Source organism: Marinifilum sp. N1E240, from assembly GCF_009295825.1.
In the GTDB taxonomy this organism is placed as follows: domain Bacteria; phylum Bacteroidota; class Bacteroidia; order Bacteroidales; family Marinifilaceae; genus Marinifilum_A; species Marinifilum_A sediminis.
On the sequence record NZ_WHKF01000015.1, the window covers coordinates 1 to 17,636 of the forward strand.

Consider the following 17,636-nt stretch of genomic DNA (forward strand, 5'->3'; position numbering starts at 1 on the left):
CATCATTATCATTAATGGTATAGGTATGAATTGTATTTGTACCTAATGTCGCATTAACTGGATTTGATAGCGTTACGATTACCGTTTCATTATTCTCATCCAACAGGTCATTGACAATGCTTCCAATAGTGATATTATCGTTCACATCACCTGCAGTCAGCGTTAGTGTACCATCTGCCAAAGTGTAATCGGCACCTGTTGCAGTACCCGTTACCATATAATCAACAGTGACCGTCAAACCACTTGCGGCAGATAAATCAACTTGCAAATCTGCACTGGCTAGCGCTTCCGAACCATTGGAAGAAGTCGCATTAAAAGCAATCGTTGGTGTGGCATCATCATCAATTAGAGTTAGTGTTTGACTTGTGTTTAATTGAGGAATAGCATAATCAACTGCTCCCATATCGACAACTAAAGTTTCATTATCCTCATCGAATGCATCAGAAACAACATTTACAACAATATTAACATTTTCAGAACCTGCTGGAATTACAATCGGACTCGATGAGATTGTATAATCAACACCTTCAGTAGCTGTACTGGAAGCATTCACAGTGAATGGTATGCTTACATCCCTCCCACTGGCAGGCAACATTACTATTTTCATATTTACAACACCTGATTCACCTATACTATTTTGAGCTGCGTACTCAAATGATACATCAGGAAGAGCATCATTATCATTTATGGTATACGTATGTACCGTGTTTGTACCAAGACTGGCATTGGTTGGATTTGACAGCGTTACGATTACCGTTTCGTTATTTTCATCCAAGAGGTCATTGACAATGCTTGCAATCGTGATATTATCGTTCACATCACCTGCAGTAATTGTCAATGTACCATCTGCTAAAGTGTAATCAGCACTTGTTGCAGTACCCGTTACCGTATAGTCAACCGTTACCGTCAAACCACTGGCTGCTGAAAGGTCAACCTGTAAATTGGCACTAGCAAGCGCCTCCGTACCATTGGAACTCGTTGCATTAAAAGCTATTGTTGGTGTGCCATCATTATCATTTATGGTATAGGTGTGTACCGTATTGGTCCCAAGTGTTGCATTTGTGGGACTTGATAGCGTTACAATAACTGTTTCATTATTCTCATCCAACAGGTCATTGACAATGCTTCCAATCGTGATATTATCGTTCACATCACCTGCAGTAATTGTCAATGTACCATCTGCTAAAGTGTAATCAGCACTTGTTGCAGTACCCGTTACCGTATAGTCAACCGTTACCGTCAAACCACTGGCTGCTGAAAGGTCAACCTGTAAATTGGCACTAGCAAGCGCCTCCGTACCATTGGAACTCGTTGCATTAAAAGCTATTGTTGGTGTGCCATCATTATCATTTATGGTATAAGTATGTACCGTATTGGTCCCAAGTGTTGCATTTGTGGGATTTGATAGCGTTACAATTACCGTTTCGTTATTTTCATCCAAGAGGTCATTGACAATGCTTGTAATAGTGATGTTTTTATTCACATCACCAGCAGTCAGGGTCAATGTTCCATCTGCCAAAGTATAATCAGCACTGCTTGCAGTACCCGTTACCGTATAGTCAACCGTTACCGTCAAACCACTGGCTGCTGAAAGGTCAACTTGCAAATCAGCACTAGCAAGCGCCTCCGTACCATTGGAACTCGTCGCATTAAAGGCGATCGTTGGTACAGGAGTGACGGTTAAAGTAGCTGTAAATGTCGAAACACTATAATCAGTTCCATCATTCACATCAAATGTAAAACTCGATGAAGTACCACTTGTATTCAAATATTTTAAATATCCTGCATCTAAATTTGCTTTGCTAACGGTTCCTCCATTTGACAAAGCGGATTCAGCTCCATTTATAGTTCCACTTGCATCGGAGTCAACCCATAAGCTACCTGTACCGGGAACAGCTGTTATCCGCACATGGTCTATAGGGTCGCTATCTGAATCTGAATAAGCAAAATCAGCAGTTGCAAAAGCATAAGGCGTACCTTGGTAAATTGGGGAGGCGGTAAAATTTGAAGCTGTTGGGGAGGCATTGGCAGATACTCCCAACACTCTAATATCATCTATTGCAAGTTCTTCTGAACCTCCACAGTAAAAATGAAATCTAACCTGAAGAGATGATCCTGTAACGGGTATAGAATACGTAAATTCTGACAAGGCTGATAATAGGGCTGGTCCATCTATTGTTCCATCAGCATTTTCATCTTCATAATATCTATAATTGGTATTATCTCCTATAAATTGAGCCCGTGTTACCCATCCACCGCCATCCATATTATATTCAATCTTTAAAAATTTCGTAGGTTCGATGGTTTGTGTACCAGTTGTACCACCAACCAATAATTTTATTTGAAGGTTAGAGTATCCACTTACCGTAACCGCATCACAAGTAATGATATGCTTAGTAGCACCACCATCATAATCCAGATCTTCTATTGCAAAGAAATAATCTCCATTTGAAGTTGTGAACCCATAAGTAGGAAAAATTGCGGGGGTAATACCATTTGTACGTATCCAATAATCAGGATTACTGGTATTAGCATTAGATTCGGATGGTGAAACGGTATAACCCGATCCATCAGTTTCAAAATCGACAGTATGAAGCGTAGTTTGACCTAAGCCATGGTTAGTTATAAAAAGAAATACTACGAAAAAAAGAATTTGAAATCCTTTCAATTTAATATTTCTTTGGGGGTGCATTATTCGATTTACCTCTCTTTTCATAGCGTATTAGTTTTAGGGATAGCTTAATTATTCAAATATTTTACCTTCCTGTATTCCGGTACTTAAAATCATACCACCTGAATTATATCCAAGTGATGAATAGGTCGTTTCAATTCTTAAGAGTTCGCGGTTTTTACAGACAACAAAGATTCCATATTGCTGATTTGCAAATATTATTTTCCCAGGTTCATCAGGTAGTTCTTTGTCATATTTAGCAGGAGAAACTTGCACGATATTAATATTTTCACCCTCAAAATTGGTAATAGCACCACGATTCCACGGGTTTCCTGCATTAACGGTTGCTACGACATCGCTCATTGCCATTTCCGACCAATTGATGGTTACATCCTTGAGTATTGGCTTGGGAAAATATTGGAAAGCTGTTGATTCCTGAGGCTTGAAAGTAAGTGTCTCAGCCATTAAGGCATCGATAAATTCATTAAGAAGTTTAATTGACAAAGCAACGGATTTTTGTAAGAGCATCGCGTAGGAGTCATAGGATTCAATGGGGAATTTTTCTTCCATTACAATTTCTCCACCATCAATGGTTTTATCCATTTTAAGAACAGTAACACCCCCAAAAGGTTCTCTATTCTTTATCTGCCAAAAAATAGGATCGGCACTACGATATTTTGGTAGCAGTCCGTAATGGAAATTGTAAAACCCTAATTTAGGCAGATCGAGTATCTCTTGTGAAAATATCTTAGGAAAGGTAAATACTAAACATACATCAGGCTCTACACTATTAATGATGTCAATAATCTCATCATCATTATTATGATTGGGAGTGAATAACTTTTCTGATTCAATGTATCCAGAGTTTGATAGTTCATTAATTAAATCCACATTTGTTGATGGAACTACTACACCTGCAAATAGACGGCGTTGAATCATCGGAAAAACGACTTGGGCAGATTGAATATTATTACAAAATATAAGTGCTTGCATAATTTAGTTACATAAATAAGTATTTTGCCATCCAGACATTTCTTCTTTAAAATTATTTAGTATCTCCCAATCTGATTTGTCGGGGACAATGGTGTCAATTTGTTTATTAATAATCCCATCACCATCTTCACTTTTCTTCAATTCAAAAAGGTAATAATGGTAATTGAAATTATTTAATTCACTGTTAAATTGTAAATGTCCTCTTGGTGATTCTATTTCCAAATCACTTAACAGAGGTGTTATTTCATCATTATAATCCCATTCTTTAGCAATGCAATACTTAATAATCATGGCTACTTCATATCCTAATATGCCCGACAATGAGAGATCGCGTCTTAATTCTGAATTGAAGAATGTGTTCAATTGTTCATGAATAGTATTATCCTCCCATGTTTTTACCGAATAAATTGGATTGGCAACATTCGGTTGTATGACTTCTGGCTGTGTTAAAAAGGGAGAACATATTAAAGGAATACCCTTTAAAACTTTTGCATTTGCTAAATTTTGCAGTACTTCAATAGCCTCAAAGCCATGATATCCCATAAAAACAAAATCGTTATTTTCTTTCTGAACATTGGCAATATGTTCTTCCAGTTGGTCTGCTTTATTCCTATGTGAAGTTTCAGTTATATTCACTTTTCCAGAGTATTGTCTGGCAGCGGTTTCTGTAGCCATGGCGAGGGGAAAACCTGCCTCAAAGAATGAACTCAAGCGAGAGTAATGCTCACCGATATTTTTAAACGCCCATTTACAAGCAAAATATATTGAGTTAAACATATCCAATGAGCAATGGACTATGTATGGACTGACATCCGCTTTAAGTAATGGGTGATCACCAGAATTACATATTATCATCGGGGTTTTGGTCTGTTGAATAAGTGGTTTAATAGCGGTTAGCGATTTATAACCGACAAAACCCACGACCATATCTACGTTCTCGAAAAGAATGAGTTCCTTTAGTGCTTGCTGATTTTCTTTGGGTGTTGCCAAATGAGTGTCCTTAACAACGTATTGATGATCCGTGCCAAGGAAATGTTTAATACTTTGAAATAAGTCTATTCCTATATAAGGATAAAATCCTGAATTCGGGCTTAGTATTCCTATTTTCATAATTTATTTTAGGGTTGAAACAAGAGTTAAACCTGAAAATAGATTGCCTACTGTCAGGTTTAAATTTAAACAGTGCTAACTTCTTTGAGGGAAAAGCCCATCAACACACATGATCCAATTTATGCACAAATAAGGTTGAACAATAGGAAATGGTGAACCATTACCAGCATTACCAATTTGTACAGAAACATCCCCCACAGCAACCTGTAGTCCCGAGGCATCAACATCAATAGCTGCACTATTTAATGTATTTCCAGCCGAAGGTATGTCTTGATAAATGTCACCACCAGATAGACCCAGATAATTTCCTGCGGGAGTTCTTACTTCTCCATCGGAATTATTAACATTCATCGTCGCCTTAATCTCTCCTCCAATGGCAGCAGAAACTGCTGAAGCTGTCGCAATATGATTATGGCTTGGCAATTGATTATTTGTAAGAGTGATATATTCCAATCCTCCTTTTTGAGATAATTGGTAGGAGCTTAATCCTGGCCCCATTCCCGAACCTATTGGTACTCGTCCTCGTAAGTCTGGAATACCAAATGTATTACGACCATCACCACCGTAATAATTACTTACTAGTGCAAACAGTGCTTGAAAATCAGCAATAGCTAATATCTGCCCTTGACAAAATGCCCAACCTTTAGGATTAAAAGTTCCTGCAAATCCTCTGATTTCTGCCATTGTACCTTCCATAACTTTTCTTTTTTTGTTGTTAATAATTGATTGTTACAAATAATAAAATATGAATCTTATTCTTAACTCTTAGTTATCTCTTTGAGGATAAAGTCCATCAATACATATTATCCAATTAATACATAAAAATGGCTGAATAATAGGAAATTGACCTCCATCCCCAGTATTATCTACTTGTACTGTAACATCTCCCACAGCAACTTGTAATCCTGAAGAATCGACTGTAATGGCAGCACTATTTAATGTACTTCCTGTTGAAGCTGAGTCTTGATAAATATCACCTCCGGAAAAACCCAAATAATTCCCTTCAGGAGTCCGATTTTCTCCATCGCTATTATTAACATTCATCGTTGCTACTACCTCACCGCTAATAGTAGCGGAACCAATCGAAGCAACAGCTGCATGATTATGTGCTGGCAATTGTGCGTGAGTTAACCTAATCAACTCCTGTCCTCCAAACTGTCCTAAGTAATATTCTTGCATTCCTGGTGCTTGCCCTTGTCCAATAGGCACCCGACCTCGTAAATCAGGAATTCCAAAAGTAGTACGACCATCACCCCCGAAAGTTGTTCCCAATAGTGAGTAAAGCGAAGTATTTTGAGCTATTGACACTATCTGTCCATAACAATAAGCCCAGTTTCTAGGGCTAAAATTTCCTGCGAAACCTCTGATTTCGGCTAATGTTCCTTCCATTATTTCAAATTTAAATTGAGTTTGTAAAAAGTAAATTATTGTTTTAGTCAGTTATTTGAAAAGGCTTTAAATCGGTGTTTAATTTTTACGGGAATGCTCTGATCGTACCAAAAATCTATTTCATCAACTGATTCAAGATTAAAATCCTTAATTTTTTTCGGCAAATTCAATGAACAATTTCCCTCAGTGAGTTTATGGTTTTTAAATACTTTTATTGTTGTGTACAACTTAAGCTCCCATTGATTTTCGCCAGAAATAGTTTCAAGATTGACTTTCTTAATCTCAAAGGGATCTAACACATTACTGATGTTTACTTTCAATATCTCTCCCAATTCAATTCTTTTTTCATTTTCCAAAACTAGAGTCTCGGTATTACGTCTTCCACCAGAATTTAGCTTGGCATCCACAATTATTTCTTGAGGAATAAACACACATTGCGAATTTATTTGTTGTGCCATATTTTGCATTATCGCCATCTGTGGTTCATTTTTAAGTGTGGCTTGCATAGTCTCCGAAATTACAATGTCATAATCCTTGGTGAGTTTCATTTCAGTAGCATCTTCAAGGAGGTAATCACCAATGTAATCGTCCATTCCCAAACCACTAATCACCGCCTTTGCTGAGTTCAACGAAACCTCATTAATGTCAATAATGTCAACCCTTAATTCATTTGAAGAATAAAGGGTAAGTAAAGGCGTAATTAAAGTAGCGTATGGACCACAGCCTGCATACAATATTTGTAAGTTTTGTTTTTGCTGTAACTTTTCTTGAATCGCTTGATTTATACCGCGTAGAAATATGGCAGTACGTGTCATCTCCAGTAGGCAATGTGCTGCTGGTGCAGGAGCAAGAGCAATGCCAGATGCAAGTTCAATATCCGGAGTATTCTGATCGGAGATGTCTACATCGGTAAATTTTAGGAATACTTGATACATTCTGTCAACAGCATTCTTCATCAATCCATATTCTTTTTTACAATTGAGAATTAATTCTGTTGCGTACCGTAATTCTCTATTAATTGAAAGTTCTGCCATTTTTTTATGTGATAGATTCAGTTTTTTGGGAGTAAAATTTTCCTATACCTCTTCTGATTTATGCTAAATATCTATTTCTAATTTTATTACTGTTAGTAACAATTAAATTTTACAAACAGTAAAACCTGAAAAGAAGAAGCTCCTCCCAGGTTTAAATTTTTTGAATCTTGCTTAGTTATCTCTTTGAGGGAAAAGTCCATCAACACACATTATCCACTGTATGCACAAATAAGGTTGAATAACAGGGAATGGCTGTCCTTTGCCAGTATTACCAACTTGTACAGTAACATCTCCCACAGCTACCTGTAGTCCAGAAGTGTCAACAGTAATAGCACCACTATTTAGTGTACTTCCTGCTGAAGGTGCATCTTGATAAATATCGCCTCCAGATACCCCCAGGTAATTTCCAGCTGGTGCTCTATTTTCTCCATCGGAGTTATTAACATTCATTGTGGCTGTTACTGTACCTCCCACAACACTTGCTCCAACAGTAGCAGCAGCAGCATGACTATGTTGCGGCATTTCGTTTACTGTCAGAGCTATCTGCTGGTAACCTCCCATTTGAGCTAGTTGGTAAGGATATAATCCTGGTCCTCTGCCAGATCCTACCGGTACTCTTCCACGCAAATCGGGAATACCAAAAGTAGTGCGACCATCACCACCATAAAAATTGCCTATTAGCGCAAATAAGGCTTGATTATTATTAATTGACATTAATTGTCCCTGACAAAAGACCCAGTTTTTAGGATTAAACGCTCCTGCGAACCCTCTAATTTCTGCTAAAGTTCCATCCATAATTTCTCTTTTTAATTAATCATTCTTACAAATAATAATAATGTCTAAAGAGGGGGAAGCTCCTCTCAGTTCTTGTTTTATTAGTGCTTAGTTGTCTCTTTGAGGGTAAAGTACATCAATGCATATTATCCAGTTAACACATAAAAATGGTTGAATAATAGGAAATCGAGATCCTTCGCCAGTATCGTCTATTTGTACCGTAACATCTCCCATAGCAACTTGTAATTCTGAAGAATCGACAGTAATAGCACCACTATTTAATGTACTCCCTGCTGAAGCTGAGTCTTGATAAATATCACCTCCGGAAAAACCCAAATAATTTCCTGCAGAAGTCCGATTTTCTCCATCAATGCCGTATTAATTGATTAGCTGTCTTACCAACATGCCATAATCCAATAAAAGAAAGAAATGCATCCATAAGTAAAATTTTAAGTGTTTAAAAAAATTATATCATGAGTAGTCTATGATCGTTATTCATTTTAACCCATTATTCACTTAAAAATCCTTCGCTCCTTTATGCTTTTTCATTTAAGTAATAAACCTCAACCCTACATAATTCTGATTATCTGAGTCATATTATATATGAATTTAAAACAAAAACATTACACTCTAAAATTTTTTTATGATTTTTATTGTTCTATTTAGTAATGATACACTAATGCTTAACCTTTATATTATGGCAATATCCTCATTTGTGATATTATTTTCTTAATCGTTTTTTTAAGTGCTTTAATCTGATCTTTTAAATCATTTAAATAATTCTGATATTACGAATACCACTGGGATTGACAAATCAGTAAGAATGTTGGTATAATTTATTTTGTAGCATTTATACTTTATTGGATGCATTTCATTTATCCAATTTTAATTTAATACATAATTCTAGTTAGAATAAAACCAGCTTTTATCAAGTTATTTATTTTTATTCTAAATAACAGAAAGCATTTATATTATTGCCTTAATTACTGAAGTATCCCTTTTTGAGAATTTTAACCTAAAAAAAAAAGAGGTGGACATTCTATTTAAATGCTACTATCAAAAAAAAGTGGTCACCAATTGGCGACCACTTTCATAAATATATTTCTATTGAATCTACCTTAAATCAAAATTGATTGGAACAACAGTATAAACCTTTACCGACATACCATTCTTTTGAGCAGGTTTCCACTTTTTACAGCTAGCTAGTGCCTGTACCGCAGCTTGATACAAATAAATATCATTACCCTCTAACATTTGAAATTCGCAGGGTTCACCTGATTCAGATATTGCAAACAGTACAAATACCTTACCTGTTATTCCATTTTCCTGACAAATTACCGGATAAGTGATATTTTTACTCAAGTCTATATCAAATTGTTCATCACCACCAATATACTCCGCCAATTCATCAACATTAGCATAGGTATTTGTAGGCAGAAGTTCTTTTTTATTATTGGTAATGTATGAGCAGGTCATTACTCCATTTTTATAAGTACTTACTCCGGTAACGAATCCTTCCGTATAATCCAGCCACTGACCATGACAGGTTAATGGAAATAGTGTTGTACTTATTCCTTTGGCTTTCAACTGTCCTTTGTGATTGTAATCCTCGACCCGATAACCACCAGGGATTACTTTAAACTTCCTTTTGTACTTCTTATTTCCATCCGATATGAAATAAGTATTATCTTTTTTCAATTTGATAAACTCCGTGTTTTCCACCTTCCATTTTCCTTCTTCAAAAGAGCATTTCATCATGATTGATGATTTGTCAGTTTTCTGCTGAATTACCACTTGGTAATCAGCATCTACACTTGTTACTTGAGGCACATGTTTTTTGTAGTAAACAATGGTGTCTCTTTGGGCATAAGTAAAAGTGACCAATAATATTGATGAAAATAGCAGTAAAGTACGTTTCATAATCCACATTAAAAAAATGCAAATGTATCATATTATTTATACTTATCTTATAATAGGTGAAACTAGAAAGAATTGTTATTTCTTAATAAAATCTTATTAAGGTGTTAGATTAATTTTATTTTCAATGTTTATCTTATGCGTTAATATACAAATTGATTTTTTCAACAATACATCCGTATAGCTACTTGGCATAATGTTTGTTTTAAATATTGTATTAATATAAATATTTTGTAATTTACAAATTCATATATTAAAGATTATTAACCCATTAAAAAACCCATTCATGAAAAAAAAAAATTTTCTACCATTTCTATTGATTACTATATTTAGTTGTCAATTTGTTTCGGCTCAAAAAATACAAGTAAAAGGTACTGTCCTTGCTTTTGATAGCATACCTATTGTTAATGCAAAAGTAATGAACCATAATAGTAATGAAATAGTATATACAAATAAAAAAGGAGAGTTTATTTGCTCTTCAGAAATGAAAGACAAGCTGATAATTAGCGCAAGTGGTTTTGTAAATAGAAGAATCAAAGTTCGTAAAATCAATCATCCTCTAATTGTAAGCTTAAAACTTATTCCATCAAAAAATGCAGAAGAATTAGCCATTAAAAATGGTCATATTGGTTTAATTAAATCCTTTAAAACATTGGCGAAAAAAAAATCAAACCTAAAGGATTATTCAAAGTATAGTTCTGTATTAGCTATTATTCAAGCAGAATTTCCCAGTGTACGATATATAGACGGCGAATTCATAATTAGAGGTCATTCTTCACTATACGCATCGAGTGCGGCTCTGATTGATATCGATGGTATGGCATCTGATTTTTCAATGTTGAAGACACTATCAACAAATGATATTAAAAATATAAGAGTTGACAAAGGTGGCGATGTATCTAAATATGGAGTAAGAGGAGGTAATGGCATAATTTACATTACCACGCATTCAGGTAAATTAAAGAATAAATGATGTTTTTACTAGGCTGATTTTAGCGAAAAATCAGCCTATTCTTATATTAGTACAATTCCTCATTGAAAATAATTTTAAAATATTCATTACTAGCTTAAATATCGACTATACAATATAGTATCGCAAGAAATATATCACCTACCAAATCAATCTTATATATTCATTTCTTGTGCGAACGGTAAAATACGAAAGCATATTTTTTGTATATTCGCAATACACTATACCAATTTTTGCTAAACCCCATTATAAATGCCTTACCGCCGATTACCAAATACCGATACAGCACGAGTTCGTGCTTTAAATGCAGCATTAAGTATTAGCATGAGAGTCAATCGATTCGATTTGGCTTATTCCTATTCTTTATACCAGAGAATAGAAACCTTTTTGCCTCACTATGAATTAGCAATTCGGAATCATCGTCAGGCTTTGAGTCAGCAATCGAGCAGAAGTAAGAAGTACAACGAGAAGTTAAGAAAAGCTAGATTGTATGTTTCTCACTTTATTCAGGTATTGAATTTTTGTATTATTCGAGGAGAATTAAAACCTGAGGTAAGAGAATTTTATGGAATAAAGAAAAACTCTAAAGCAACACCATCCCTACTACAAGATACTAAGTTAATTGAATGGGGCGACAAATTAATAAAAGGCGAACAGGAAAGAACCCGTAATGGAGGAAATCCAATTTACAGCCCATCTATCGCTTTGGTTCGTGTGAACTGTGAGAATTTTAAACAAGCTTACAATTATCAAAAAACACTTCAGAATAATACCCATCGTTTCTCTGAAAAAGTAGCCGAATATCGAACTGATGCGGATAAATTAATCCTAGAACTTTGGAACGAAGTAGAGAAAAAATTTGATGAATTTTCGGATGAAATCAAACGAGAAAAATGCACAGACTATGGTATTGTTTACGTTTGGCGAAAAGGTGAACGAGAAAAATTAGAACAGCTTAAAAAAGCAGAGCAAGATACATTAAGCCTGCCGTTTACCAATTCGGTAGAAAGTATGCATCAAAAACAAGACTAATATAATTGATAAAATTCCGGGAATTAGAAAATTACCCTCGGCACCAACGGTTTCTACTTCTTTAGGTAAACTTCCTTTGCTTACATAGTATTTAGCTAAAACAGCCAGACCATTATTCATTAGATGAGCAATAATTGGTACCCATAAGTTTTTCGACCATATCAATAAATATCCGAATAGAATTCCCATAGCCATACGTGGCAATAATCCGTAAAACTGCATGTGTAGTGCAGCAAACAAGAATGCCGTGATTATTATTCCCCAATGAATATTCTTGGTCATATTCGAGAAAATTCTCTGTATAACGCCTCTAAACAGTAATTCTTCACCAATGGCAGGGATAAGAGCTATTACAAGCAAATTTACCCATAAGTCAGAACTTGAATTCATGACCAGAAATTTCTCGGTAACCACCTTCGCCTGCTCTTCGCTAGCCTTCATCCAATTCTCTACCCCAGCCAAAAAATCAGGCAACTGCATGTAAGAATTGATCTCTGCCAGGAAATTAATCATAGGTAAGGCAGCTACAATAATAATTGTGGCAAAGAAAGCATTCAAAAACTTTGGCTTCTCTTTCAGGTACAGATATTCCACTGTATTATCATGAATTAAATAAGCAAGAACAAAAGGTGGTATAATGAACATTCCAGCAGAGTATACCGACTGATAAAACTTTAGAATAGAAAGATTAACAGTATCGCTATGAATATTTATAACTTGTGTATCGGTAAAGATATTTACACCATAAATAAGGTAAGCTAAAATACTACCAGCAAACATGGTCAATAAAAATGAGCCCAATACAATTATCAAACTGAGTAGTAATTGTGCAAATGGTGAATAATGACGCAAGGATCCTTTTAACATGTTACTTTTTTTAAGGTGAGAAACAAAAATAAAACAATAAGTATAAAGGTCAAAGCAGAAAGTACTCAATCGCAATGTAGACTTTTCGACTCTTAAGACTTTATTATATCTTTGTGCCTGATTTAAAAAGAATACAAGTGAAGATAGGAAGTTTGGATTTAGGAGAGAAGCCTGTTTTATTGGCTCCGATGGAAGATGTTACCAATCCACCATTTCGTGTTTTATGCAAGAAATATGGTGCCGATTTAATGTATACCGAGTTTATCTCGTCGGATGCATTAATACGTTCGGTTAATAGAACCATGAAAAAGCTTACCATTCTTGAAGAGGAAAGACCTGTAGCTATTCAAATTTATGGCAAAGAGGTAGATCCAATGGTAGAAGCGGCTAAAATTGTAGAAGAAGCAAAACCCGAATTTCTTGATTTGAACTTTGGATGTCCTGTGCGGAAGGTTGCAGGTAAAGGCGCTGGATCGGGAATGCTAAGAAATGTACCACAGCTTTTAAAAATCACCGAACAAGTGGTTAAAGCTGTTGATATCCCAGTTACCGTAAAAACTCGTTTGGGTTGGGATGCAGATTCAAAAATTATTGTGGAGCTTGCAGAACAATTGCAAGATGTGGGAATTGCCGGTCTAACAATTCATGGTAGAACTCGTTGCCAAATGTACAAAGGCGAAGCCGATTGGACATTAATTGGTGAGGTAAAAAACAATCCGAGAATGCACATTCCTATTATTGGAAATGGTGATATTACCAATCCTGTTAAAGCACAAGAGGCTTTCGATAAATATGGTGTTGATGCTATTATGATTGGACGTGCTGCTGTTGGAAAACCTTGGATCTTTAGAGATGTGAAGCATTACATGAAAACTGGAGAATTGTTACCTCCTGCTACAGTTGCTCAACAAGTGGAAATGCTAAAAGAACAAATTGACGCTGCCATAGATTGGATAGATGAACGCAGAGGTATTCTACACATGCGTAGACACATGGCAGGAATGTTTAAAGGTCTTTTCAATTTTAAACAAACCCGTATTGATATGCTTCGGGCCGATCATTACGAGGATTTAATGATAATTTTAAATAGAATTGCTTCGGAATGGGGCGACCTGCATATAGAAGATGAATAAAAAAAAGACGCTTAAAGCGTCTTTTTTTATTCTATTATTTTAGGTAATTCTTTTAGAAAATAATCCGGATCGAACACTGTATAAGTCTCCGTTCTCCTACTCCATTTCATAGTTGCCTTAGTAATATAGGCAGCTTGTAATTTTCTGATATTTTCTTTGCTTAATTCCAATTCTGCTGAATAGGTTGAAAAACCATAATTGACATATTCCTTTGGTTGATAGTAATTAGCATACTGCAAGCTAACTATTTCACCATTTGCTAATTCTAAGTCAATTTTAGATTTCTTGGTAATGTATCCGAAAAAATGAGATCCCTCTTCATCCAATACCTTCCAATCCGTTTTTAATACAACTTTGTCCTTCTCTGATTTTAATTTAAACGTACATTTTATTGCATCTTTAGCATCTAAAAATTTACTCAATTTTGCACTTTCCCCTTTAATTACAGTTAAAGCGTCCAATTCAATATCCTTTAAAACAATAGGCTTAATACTTTCCGTAATTTTCATCGCCTTCTGTTCTTCAGTAATTTTTTTCGGCTCCTCATATTTCCAGGTGCCATTGTCAAAAAGTAAAACGATTTTGCCTTCAGGAGTTCTCAATCTGATTTGAGCATCTACACTTGAATAACTTGCAAACAATATTGCAACAAATACCAATATATACTTCATAACTATTAAAATTTATTCGATTATTTCAGGCAATGCCTTTATAAAATAAGATGGTTCAATCACCTTATATTCCTCTGTTCTCCTGCTCCAAGTCATGTGAGCTTTATAAACAATGCTCTTACTTAGTAAACGCATTTGATCTTCAGTTAATTCCAGTTCGGCAGAATAAGTTGAGAAACCATATTTTTCGTACTCTTTAGGTTCAAATTCTTTTGTATAAACCAAATCAACTTTCTTACCACCAATCAATTCCAATTGAAGCATATTTCCTTCTTTAATAAATCCGAAATAGGAATAAGCTTCTCCGTTCATAATTCTCCAATCGGTTTTTAAAATTGCTTTCCCATCTTTTGATGTCAATACAAAATCACAACGAACAATATTTTTCTGCTTGAAATACTTTGCCAATTTTTTACTCGGACCTTCAATAAAAGCAGTTTTTGCAACTTCTCCATCCTTTAGAGTAATAGGCGAATTATCGATCTCAACCTTTGGATTTATAACAACTACCTGCTCATTAATGGTTTTTACCTCTGTATCACTCGTTTTATTTGCAGAAACTTTGACATCGGCATAAGACCAGGTTCCATTATCGTAAAGAATAACCACTTTACCATCGGCTGTAAGTGCAGTTTGTTGAGCGTGCGCAATTTGGGCAATACCAAATACCAACAAACAGAATACAAATAATCCTTTCATCTTGTATGATTTAATAAGTTATTATCTTCTAAAATCAGCTTGTGATTTTAGTATTTAAAGTAATGTCGTAGTGGAATTTTTATCAGTTAAACTGTAAAAATCGCTTGGTGATGTAGTAAACCGGAAAGCGAGATGCAAAGTATCCAATTAGTACAACAGTTGTAAAGATGATAAAAATATCAATAAGGTGAACCTCTACCGGATAACTATCCACCAAATTGCCTAATCCAGCAACCGTAATAAAACCAAATTGAATTTGCAGGAAACATACAATAACGCCTAAAATAATCCCTAAAACACCTCCAGATAAGGTAATCAGCCAACCTTCCATTAGAAATACTTTCTGTATGGTTTTCTCATCGGCGCCCATACTTCTCAAGGTTGAGATATCGTTCTTTTTTTCGAGAATTAACATGGTTAATGAACCAATGATATTAAAAGAAGCAATTATTAATATAAAAGCAAGAATAAAAAAGATAGCTGCTTTCTCTGTCTTTAACATTCTAAAAATAACATCGTGAAGTTCGAAGCGGTTTTTTACTACAAATTCATTACCCAGTAATTTCTGAATTTCTTCTTTCACATTTTCGATTTCATCCGAATCATTAATGGCTAATTCGATAGCACTTACCTCATTTTTATACGAGAATAGCTTTCTCGCAAAATCAAGAGGAACCAATACATATTGAGAATCAAAATCTGCCTGAATCACAAAGTATCCCGATGGGTATAAAATATCAGATTTAAATGCATTCATCGGATTATGTCCCACTTTTGCAGTTCGCTTGGGCACATAAAATTTAATCGGATCAACAAAGGTTAATCCAACTCCTAAATCCAATGCCACTCCATATCCTAAAACAGCGAACTGATACTTTTCGGAATCTAATATAAAATTCCCCTCCACCATCATGGTATCAATGCCGGTCATCAACGTAAAATTCTCATCAACACCTTTAACGGTTGCTGGGCGCTGGCGATTACCATATTTCAACAAGGCATTCTCCTCCAAAACTTCTGAGTAAAACACCACATTTTCCATATTTCGAATTTGCTCAAAAGTGGAATCGGGAATGAAGGTTTTTCCTTTAGTTGGTAGAATTTTTAAATCAGGATCGAAACTTCCATACAAATCAGTAATCAATCCGTTTAGTCCATTAAATACGGACAAAACAATTACCAAAGCCATGGTACCCAACATTACTCCAATAACAGATATCAGAGATATGATATTGACGACATTCTGCTTTTTTTTAGAAAACAGATAACGTTTGGCGATGTGAAATGGAAGATTCAAATTGTGATAAAATTAAGACAACAAATTATCTAAATTCTCAATATAATCTAGTGAATCATCAATAAAGAAAGCCAATTCAGGAACAATACGAAGTTGTTTCCCAACTCTTTTACCTAAAATTCTTCTGATATTTTTCGAGCTCATCTTAACCAACTCAAGAGTTTCCTCTGATTTATCGGAAGGGAAAATACTTAAATAAACCTTAGCCAAGCCCAAATCAGGACTAATTCTAACAGTTGTAACCGATATCATCTTTCCACCGAAAAGATTACGTGATTCCACCTGAAAAATCTCTCCTAAATCCTTTTGTAATAATCTTGAAACTTTGCTTTGTCTTGTGCTTTCCATAAATACTTGTCTAAATTTTTCACAAAGATAAGAGGAAAAGTTGAATAGTCTGAATTGTTGAAATGTATCAATGAACAAATTATCAGAAATCTAAGAATATTTAACAATTCCGACTCTTGATTCTTTCAATTCCTTACTTTTGCGCAGAAATGACAGAATTAATAGAATATGGATATTGGGGTTTGTTTGCGGCTAGCTTTTTAGCTGCGACGATATTACCGTTTAGCTCAGAGGCTATTTTAAGTCTTTGTGTATATTCTGGTTTTGATATTAATTTAACCATTGGCGTTGCCACATTTGGCAATTGGCTTGGCGGACTGACCAGCTACTATTTAGGATATATTGGCAAATGGGAGTGGATAGAAAAACTGCTTCGGATTAAAAAAAAGAAAGCTGAAAAAACCAAAATCTATCTGCAAAACAAAGGTAATGCTTTCGCTTTCTTTGCCTTTCTTCCGTTTATTGGTGACCTAATACCTTTGGGACTGGGACTTTTAAAAACCAATCCATACTGGATGGCTCTGTTAATGGGAATGGGAAAATTGTGCCGCTACATTGTTTGGGCATGGCTTACCTTGCAAGCAATTAACTAATGAAATAACACTTCCAAAATTTCAAATATCAAAAAATCGTAGAATTTTCGAGTTCTATTTCATTTATCCATTAGGTTTCATAATTTTGCGGGATAATATTTTTAAGTATAAACAGCTCATTTTTGAGCTATTAATGAA

General features: G+C 35.1%; 18 protein-coding genes. 4 read left to right on the forward strand and 14 right to left on the reverse strand.

Annotated elements, in window-relative coordinates:
- From GCQ56_RS19155 to GCQ56_RS19195, 9 genes are all read right to left on the reverse strand, one after another.
- A partial coding sequence (locus GCQ56_RS19155) for a Calx-beta domain-containing protein (protein ID WP_152736152.1) occupies nt 1-2,716 on the reverse strand: 2,716 nt, incomplete at its 3' end.
- Nucleotides 2,717-2,743: 27 nt separating this feature from the next.
- The gene (locus GCQ56_RS19160; RefSeq protein WP_193323847.1) at nt 2,744-3,610 is read right to left on the reverse strand and encodes a methionyl-tRNA formyltransferase; all 867 of its coding nucleotides are present in this window, start codon (nt 3,608-3,610) and stop codon (nt 2,744-2,746) included.
- 57 nt (nt 3,611-3,667) lie between these two features.
- Nucleotides 3,668-4,774 (reverse strand): ABC transporter substrate-binding protein, encoded by a 1,107-nt coding sequence (locus GCQ56_RS19165; protein WP_152736154.1) that lies wholly within the window; start codon nt 4,772-4,774, stop codon nt 3,668-3,670.
- A 75-nt stretch (nt 4,775-4,849) separates the two neighbouring features.
- Entirely contained in the window at nt 4,850-5,470 is a 621-nt protein-coding gene (locus GCQ56_RS19170) for a phage tail protein (RefSeq protein WP_152736155.1), read from the reverse strand.
- A gap of 69 nt (nt 5,471-5,539) precedes the next feature.
- The gene (locus GCQ56_RS19175; RefSeq protein ID WP_152736156.1) at nt 5,540-6,163 is read right to left on the reverse strand and encodes a phage tail protein; all 624 of its coding nucleotides are present in this window, start codon (nt 6,161-6,163) and stop codon (nt 5,540-5,542) included.
- A 47-nt stretch (nt 6,164-6,210) separates the two neighbouring features.
- Nucleotides 6,211-7,197, reverse strand: a complete 987-nt coding sequence (locus GCQ56_RS19180; RefSeq protein WP_152736157.1) for a hypothetical protein — start codon at nt 7,195-7,197, stop codon at nt 6,211-6,213.
- A 171-nt stretch (nt 7,198-7,368) separates the two neighbouring features.
- Nucleotides 7,369-7,992, reverse strand: coding sequence for a phage tail protein (locus tag GCQ56_RS19185; RefSeq protein WP_152736158.1), 624 nt, complete (start codon nt 7,990-7,992; stop codon nt 7,369-7,371).
- 87 nt (nt 7,993-8,079) lie between these two features.
- Nucleotides 8,080-8,307 (reverse strand): hypothetical protein, encoded by a 228-nt coding sequence (locus GCQ56_RS19190; RefSeq protein WP_152736159.1) that lies wholly within the window; start codon nt 8,305-8,307, stop codon nt 8,080-8,082.
- Between the two features lie 777 nt (nt 8,308-9,084).
- A complete protein-coding gene (locus GCQ56_RS19195) occupies nt 9,085-9,891 on the reverse strand; it encodes an energy transducer TonB (RefSeq protein WP_193323848.1) in 807 nt (268 codons plus the stop codon).
- A gap of 283 nt (nt 9,892-10,174) precedes the next feature.
- On the opposite strand from GCQ56_RS19195, the gene GCQ56_RS19200 reads away from it, so the two are divergent.
- Together GCQ56_RS19200 and GCQ56_RS19205 are read left to right on the forward strand one after the other, a co-directional pair.
- The gene (locus tag GCQ56_RS19200; protein ID WP_152736161.1) at nt 10,175-10,861 is read left to right on the forward strand and encodes a hypothetical protein; all 687 of its coding nucleotides are present in this window, start codon (nt 10,175-10,177) and stop codon (nt 10,859-10,861) included.
- Nucleotides 10,862-11,110: 249 nt separating this feature from the next.
- Nucleotides 11,111-11,890 (forward strand): hypothetical protein, encoded by a 780-nt coding sequence (locus GCQ56_RS19205; RefSeq protein WP_152736162.1) that lies wholly within the window; start codon nt 11,111-11,113, stop codon nt 11,888-11,890.
- Here GCQ56_RS19205 and GCQ56_RS19210 read toward each other — a convergent pair.
- Nucleotides 11,837-12,757 (reverse strand): CPBP family intramembrane glutamic endopeptidase, encoded by a 921-nt coding sequence (locus GCQ56_RS19210; RefSeq protein ID WP_152736163.1) that lies wholly within the window; start codon nt 12,755-12,757, stop codon nt 11,837-11,839. The two genes, GCQ56_RS19205 and GCQ56_RS19210, sit on opposite strands and share 54 nt — an antisense overlap.
- Nucleotides 12,758-12,894: 137 nt before the next feature.
- Between GCQ56_RS19210 and dusB the strand changes: the two genes are divergently transcribed.
- Complete coding sequence (gene dusB, locus GCQ56_RS19215) at nt 12,895-13,890, forward strand: tRNA dihydrouridine synthase DusB (RefSeq protein WP_299994870.1); 996 nt, start codon at nt 12,895-12,897, stop codon at nt 13,888-13,890.
- Nucleotides 13,891-13,916: 26 nt separating this feature from the next.
- Here dusB and GCQ56_RS19220 read toward each other — a convergent pair whose 3' ends face one another.
- The 4 genes from GCQ56_RS19220 to rbfA all read right to left on the reverse strand — a co-directional run bounded on the left by GCQ56_RS19220 (nt 13,917) and on the right by rbfA (nt 16,905).
- A complete protein-coding gene (locus GCQ56_RS19220; RefSeq protein ID WP_152736164.1) occupies nt 13,917-14,561 on the reverse strand; it encodes a hypothetical protein in 645 nt (214 codons plus the stop codon).
- A 12-nt stretch (nt 14,562-14,573) separates the two neighbouring features.
- Nucleotides 14,574-15,260, reverse strand: a complete 687-nt coding sequence (locus tag GCQ56_RS19225) for a hypothetical protein (RefSeq protein WP_152736165.1) — start codon at nt 15,258-15,260, stop codon at nt 14,574-14,576.
- 82 nt (nt 15,261-15,342) lie between these two features.
- On the reverse strand, nt 15,343-16,557 hold the full coding sequence (locus GCQ56_RS19230) for an FtsX-like permease family protein (protein ID WP_152736166.1): 1,215 nt from the start codon (nt 16,555-16,557) through the stop codon (nt 15,343-15,345).
- Nucleotides 16,558-16,569: 12 nt separating this feature from the next.
- Nucleotides 16,570-16,905 (reverse strand): 30S ribosome-binding factor RbfA, encoded by a 336-nt coding sequence (gene rbfA / locus GCQ56_RS19235; protein WP_152736167.1) that lies wholly within the window; start codon nt 16,903-16,905, stop codon nt 16,570-16,572.
- Between the two features lie 149 nt (nt 16,906-17,054).
- Between rbfA and GCQ56_RS19240 the strand changes: the two genes are divergently transcribed.
- Nucleotides 17,055-17,498: a YqaA family protein gene (locus tag GCQ56_RS19240; RefSeq protein ID WP_152736168.1), complete on the forward strand. Its 444-nt coding sequence runs from the start codon at nt 17,055-17,057 to the stop codon at nt 17,496-17,498.
- The last annotated feature ends 138 nt before the right edge of the window (nt 17,499-17,636 follow it).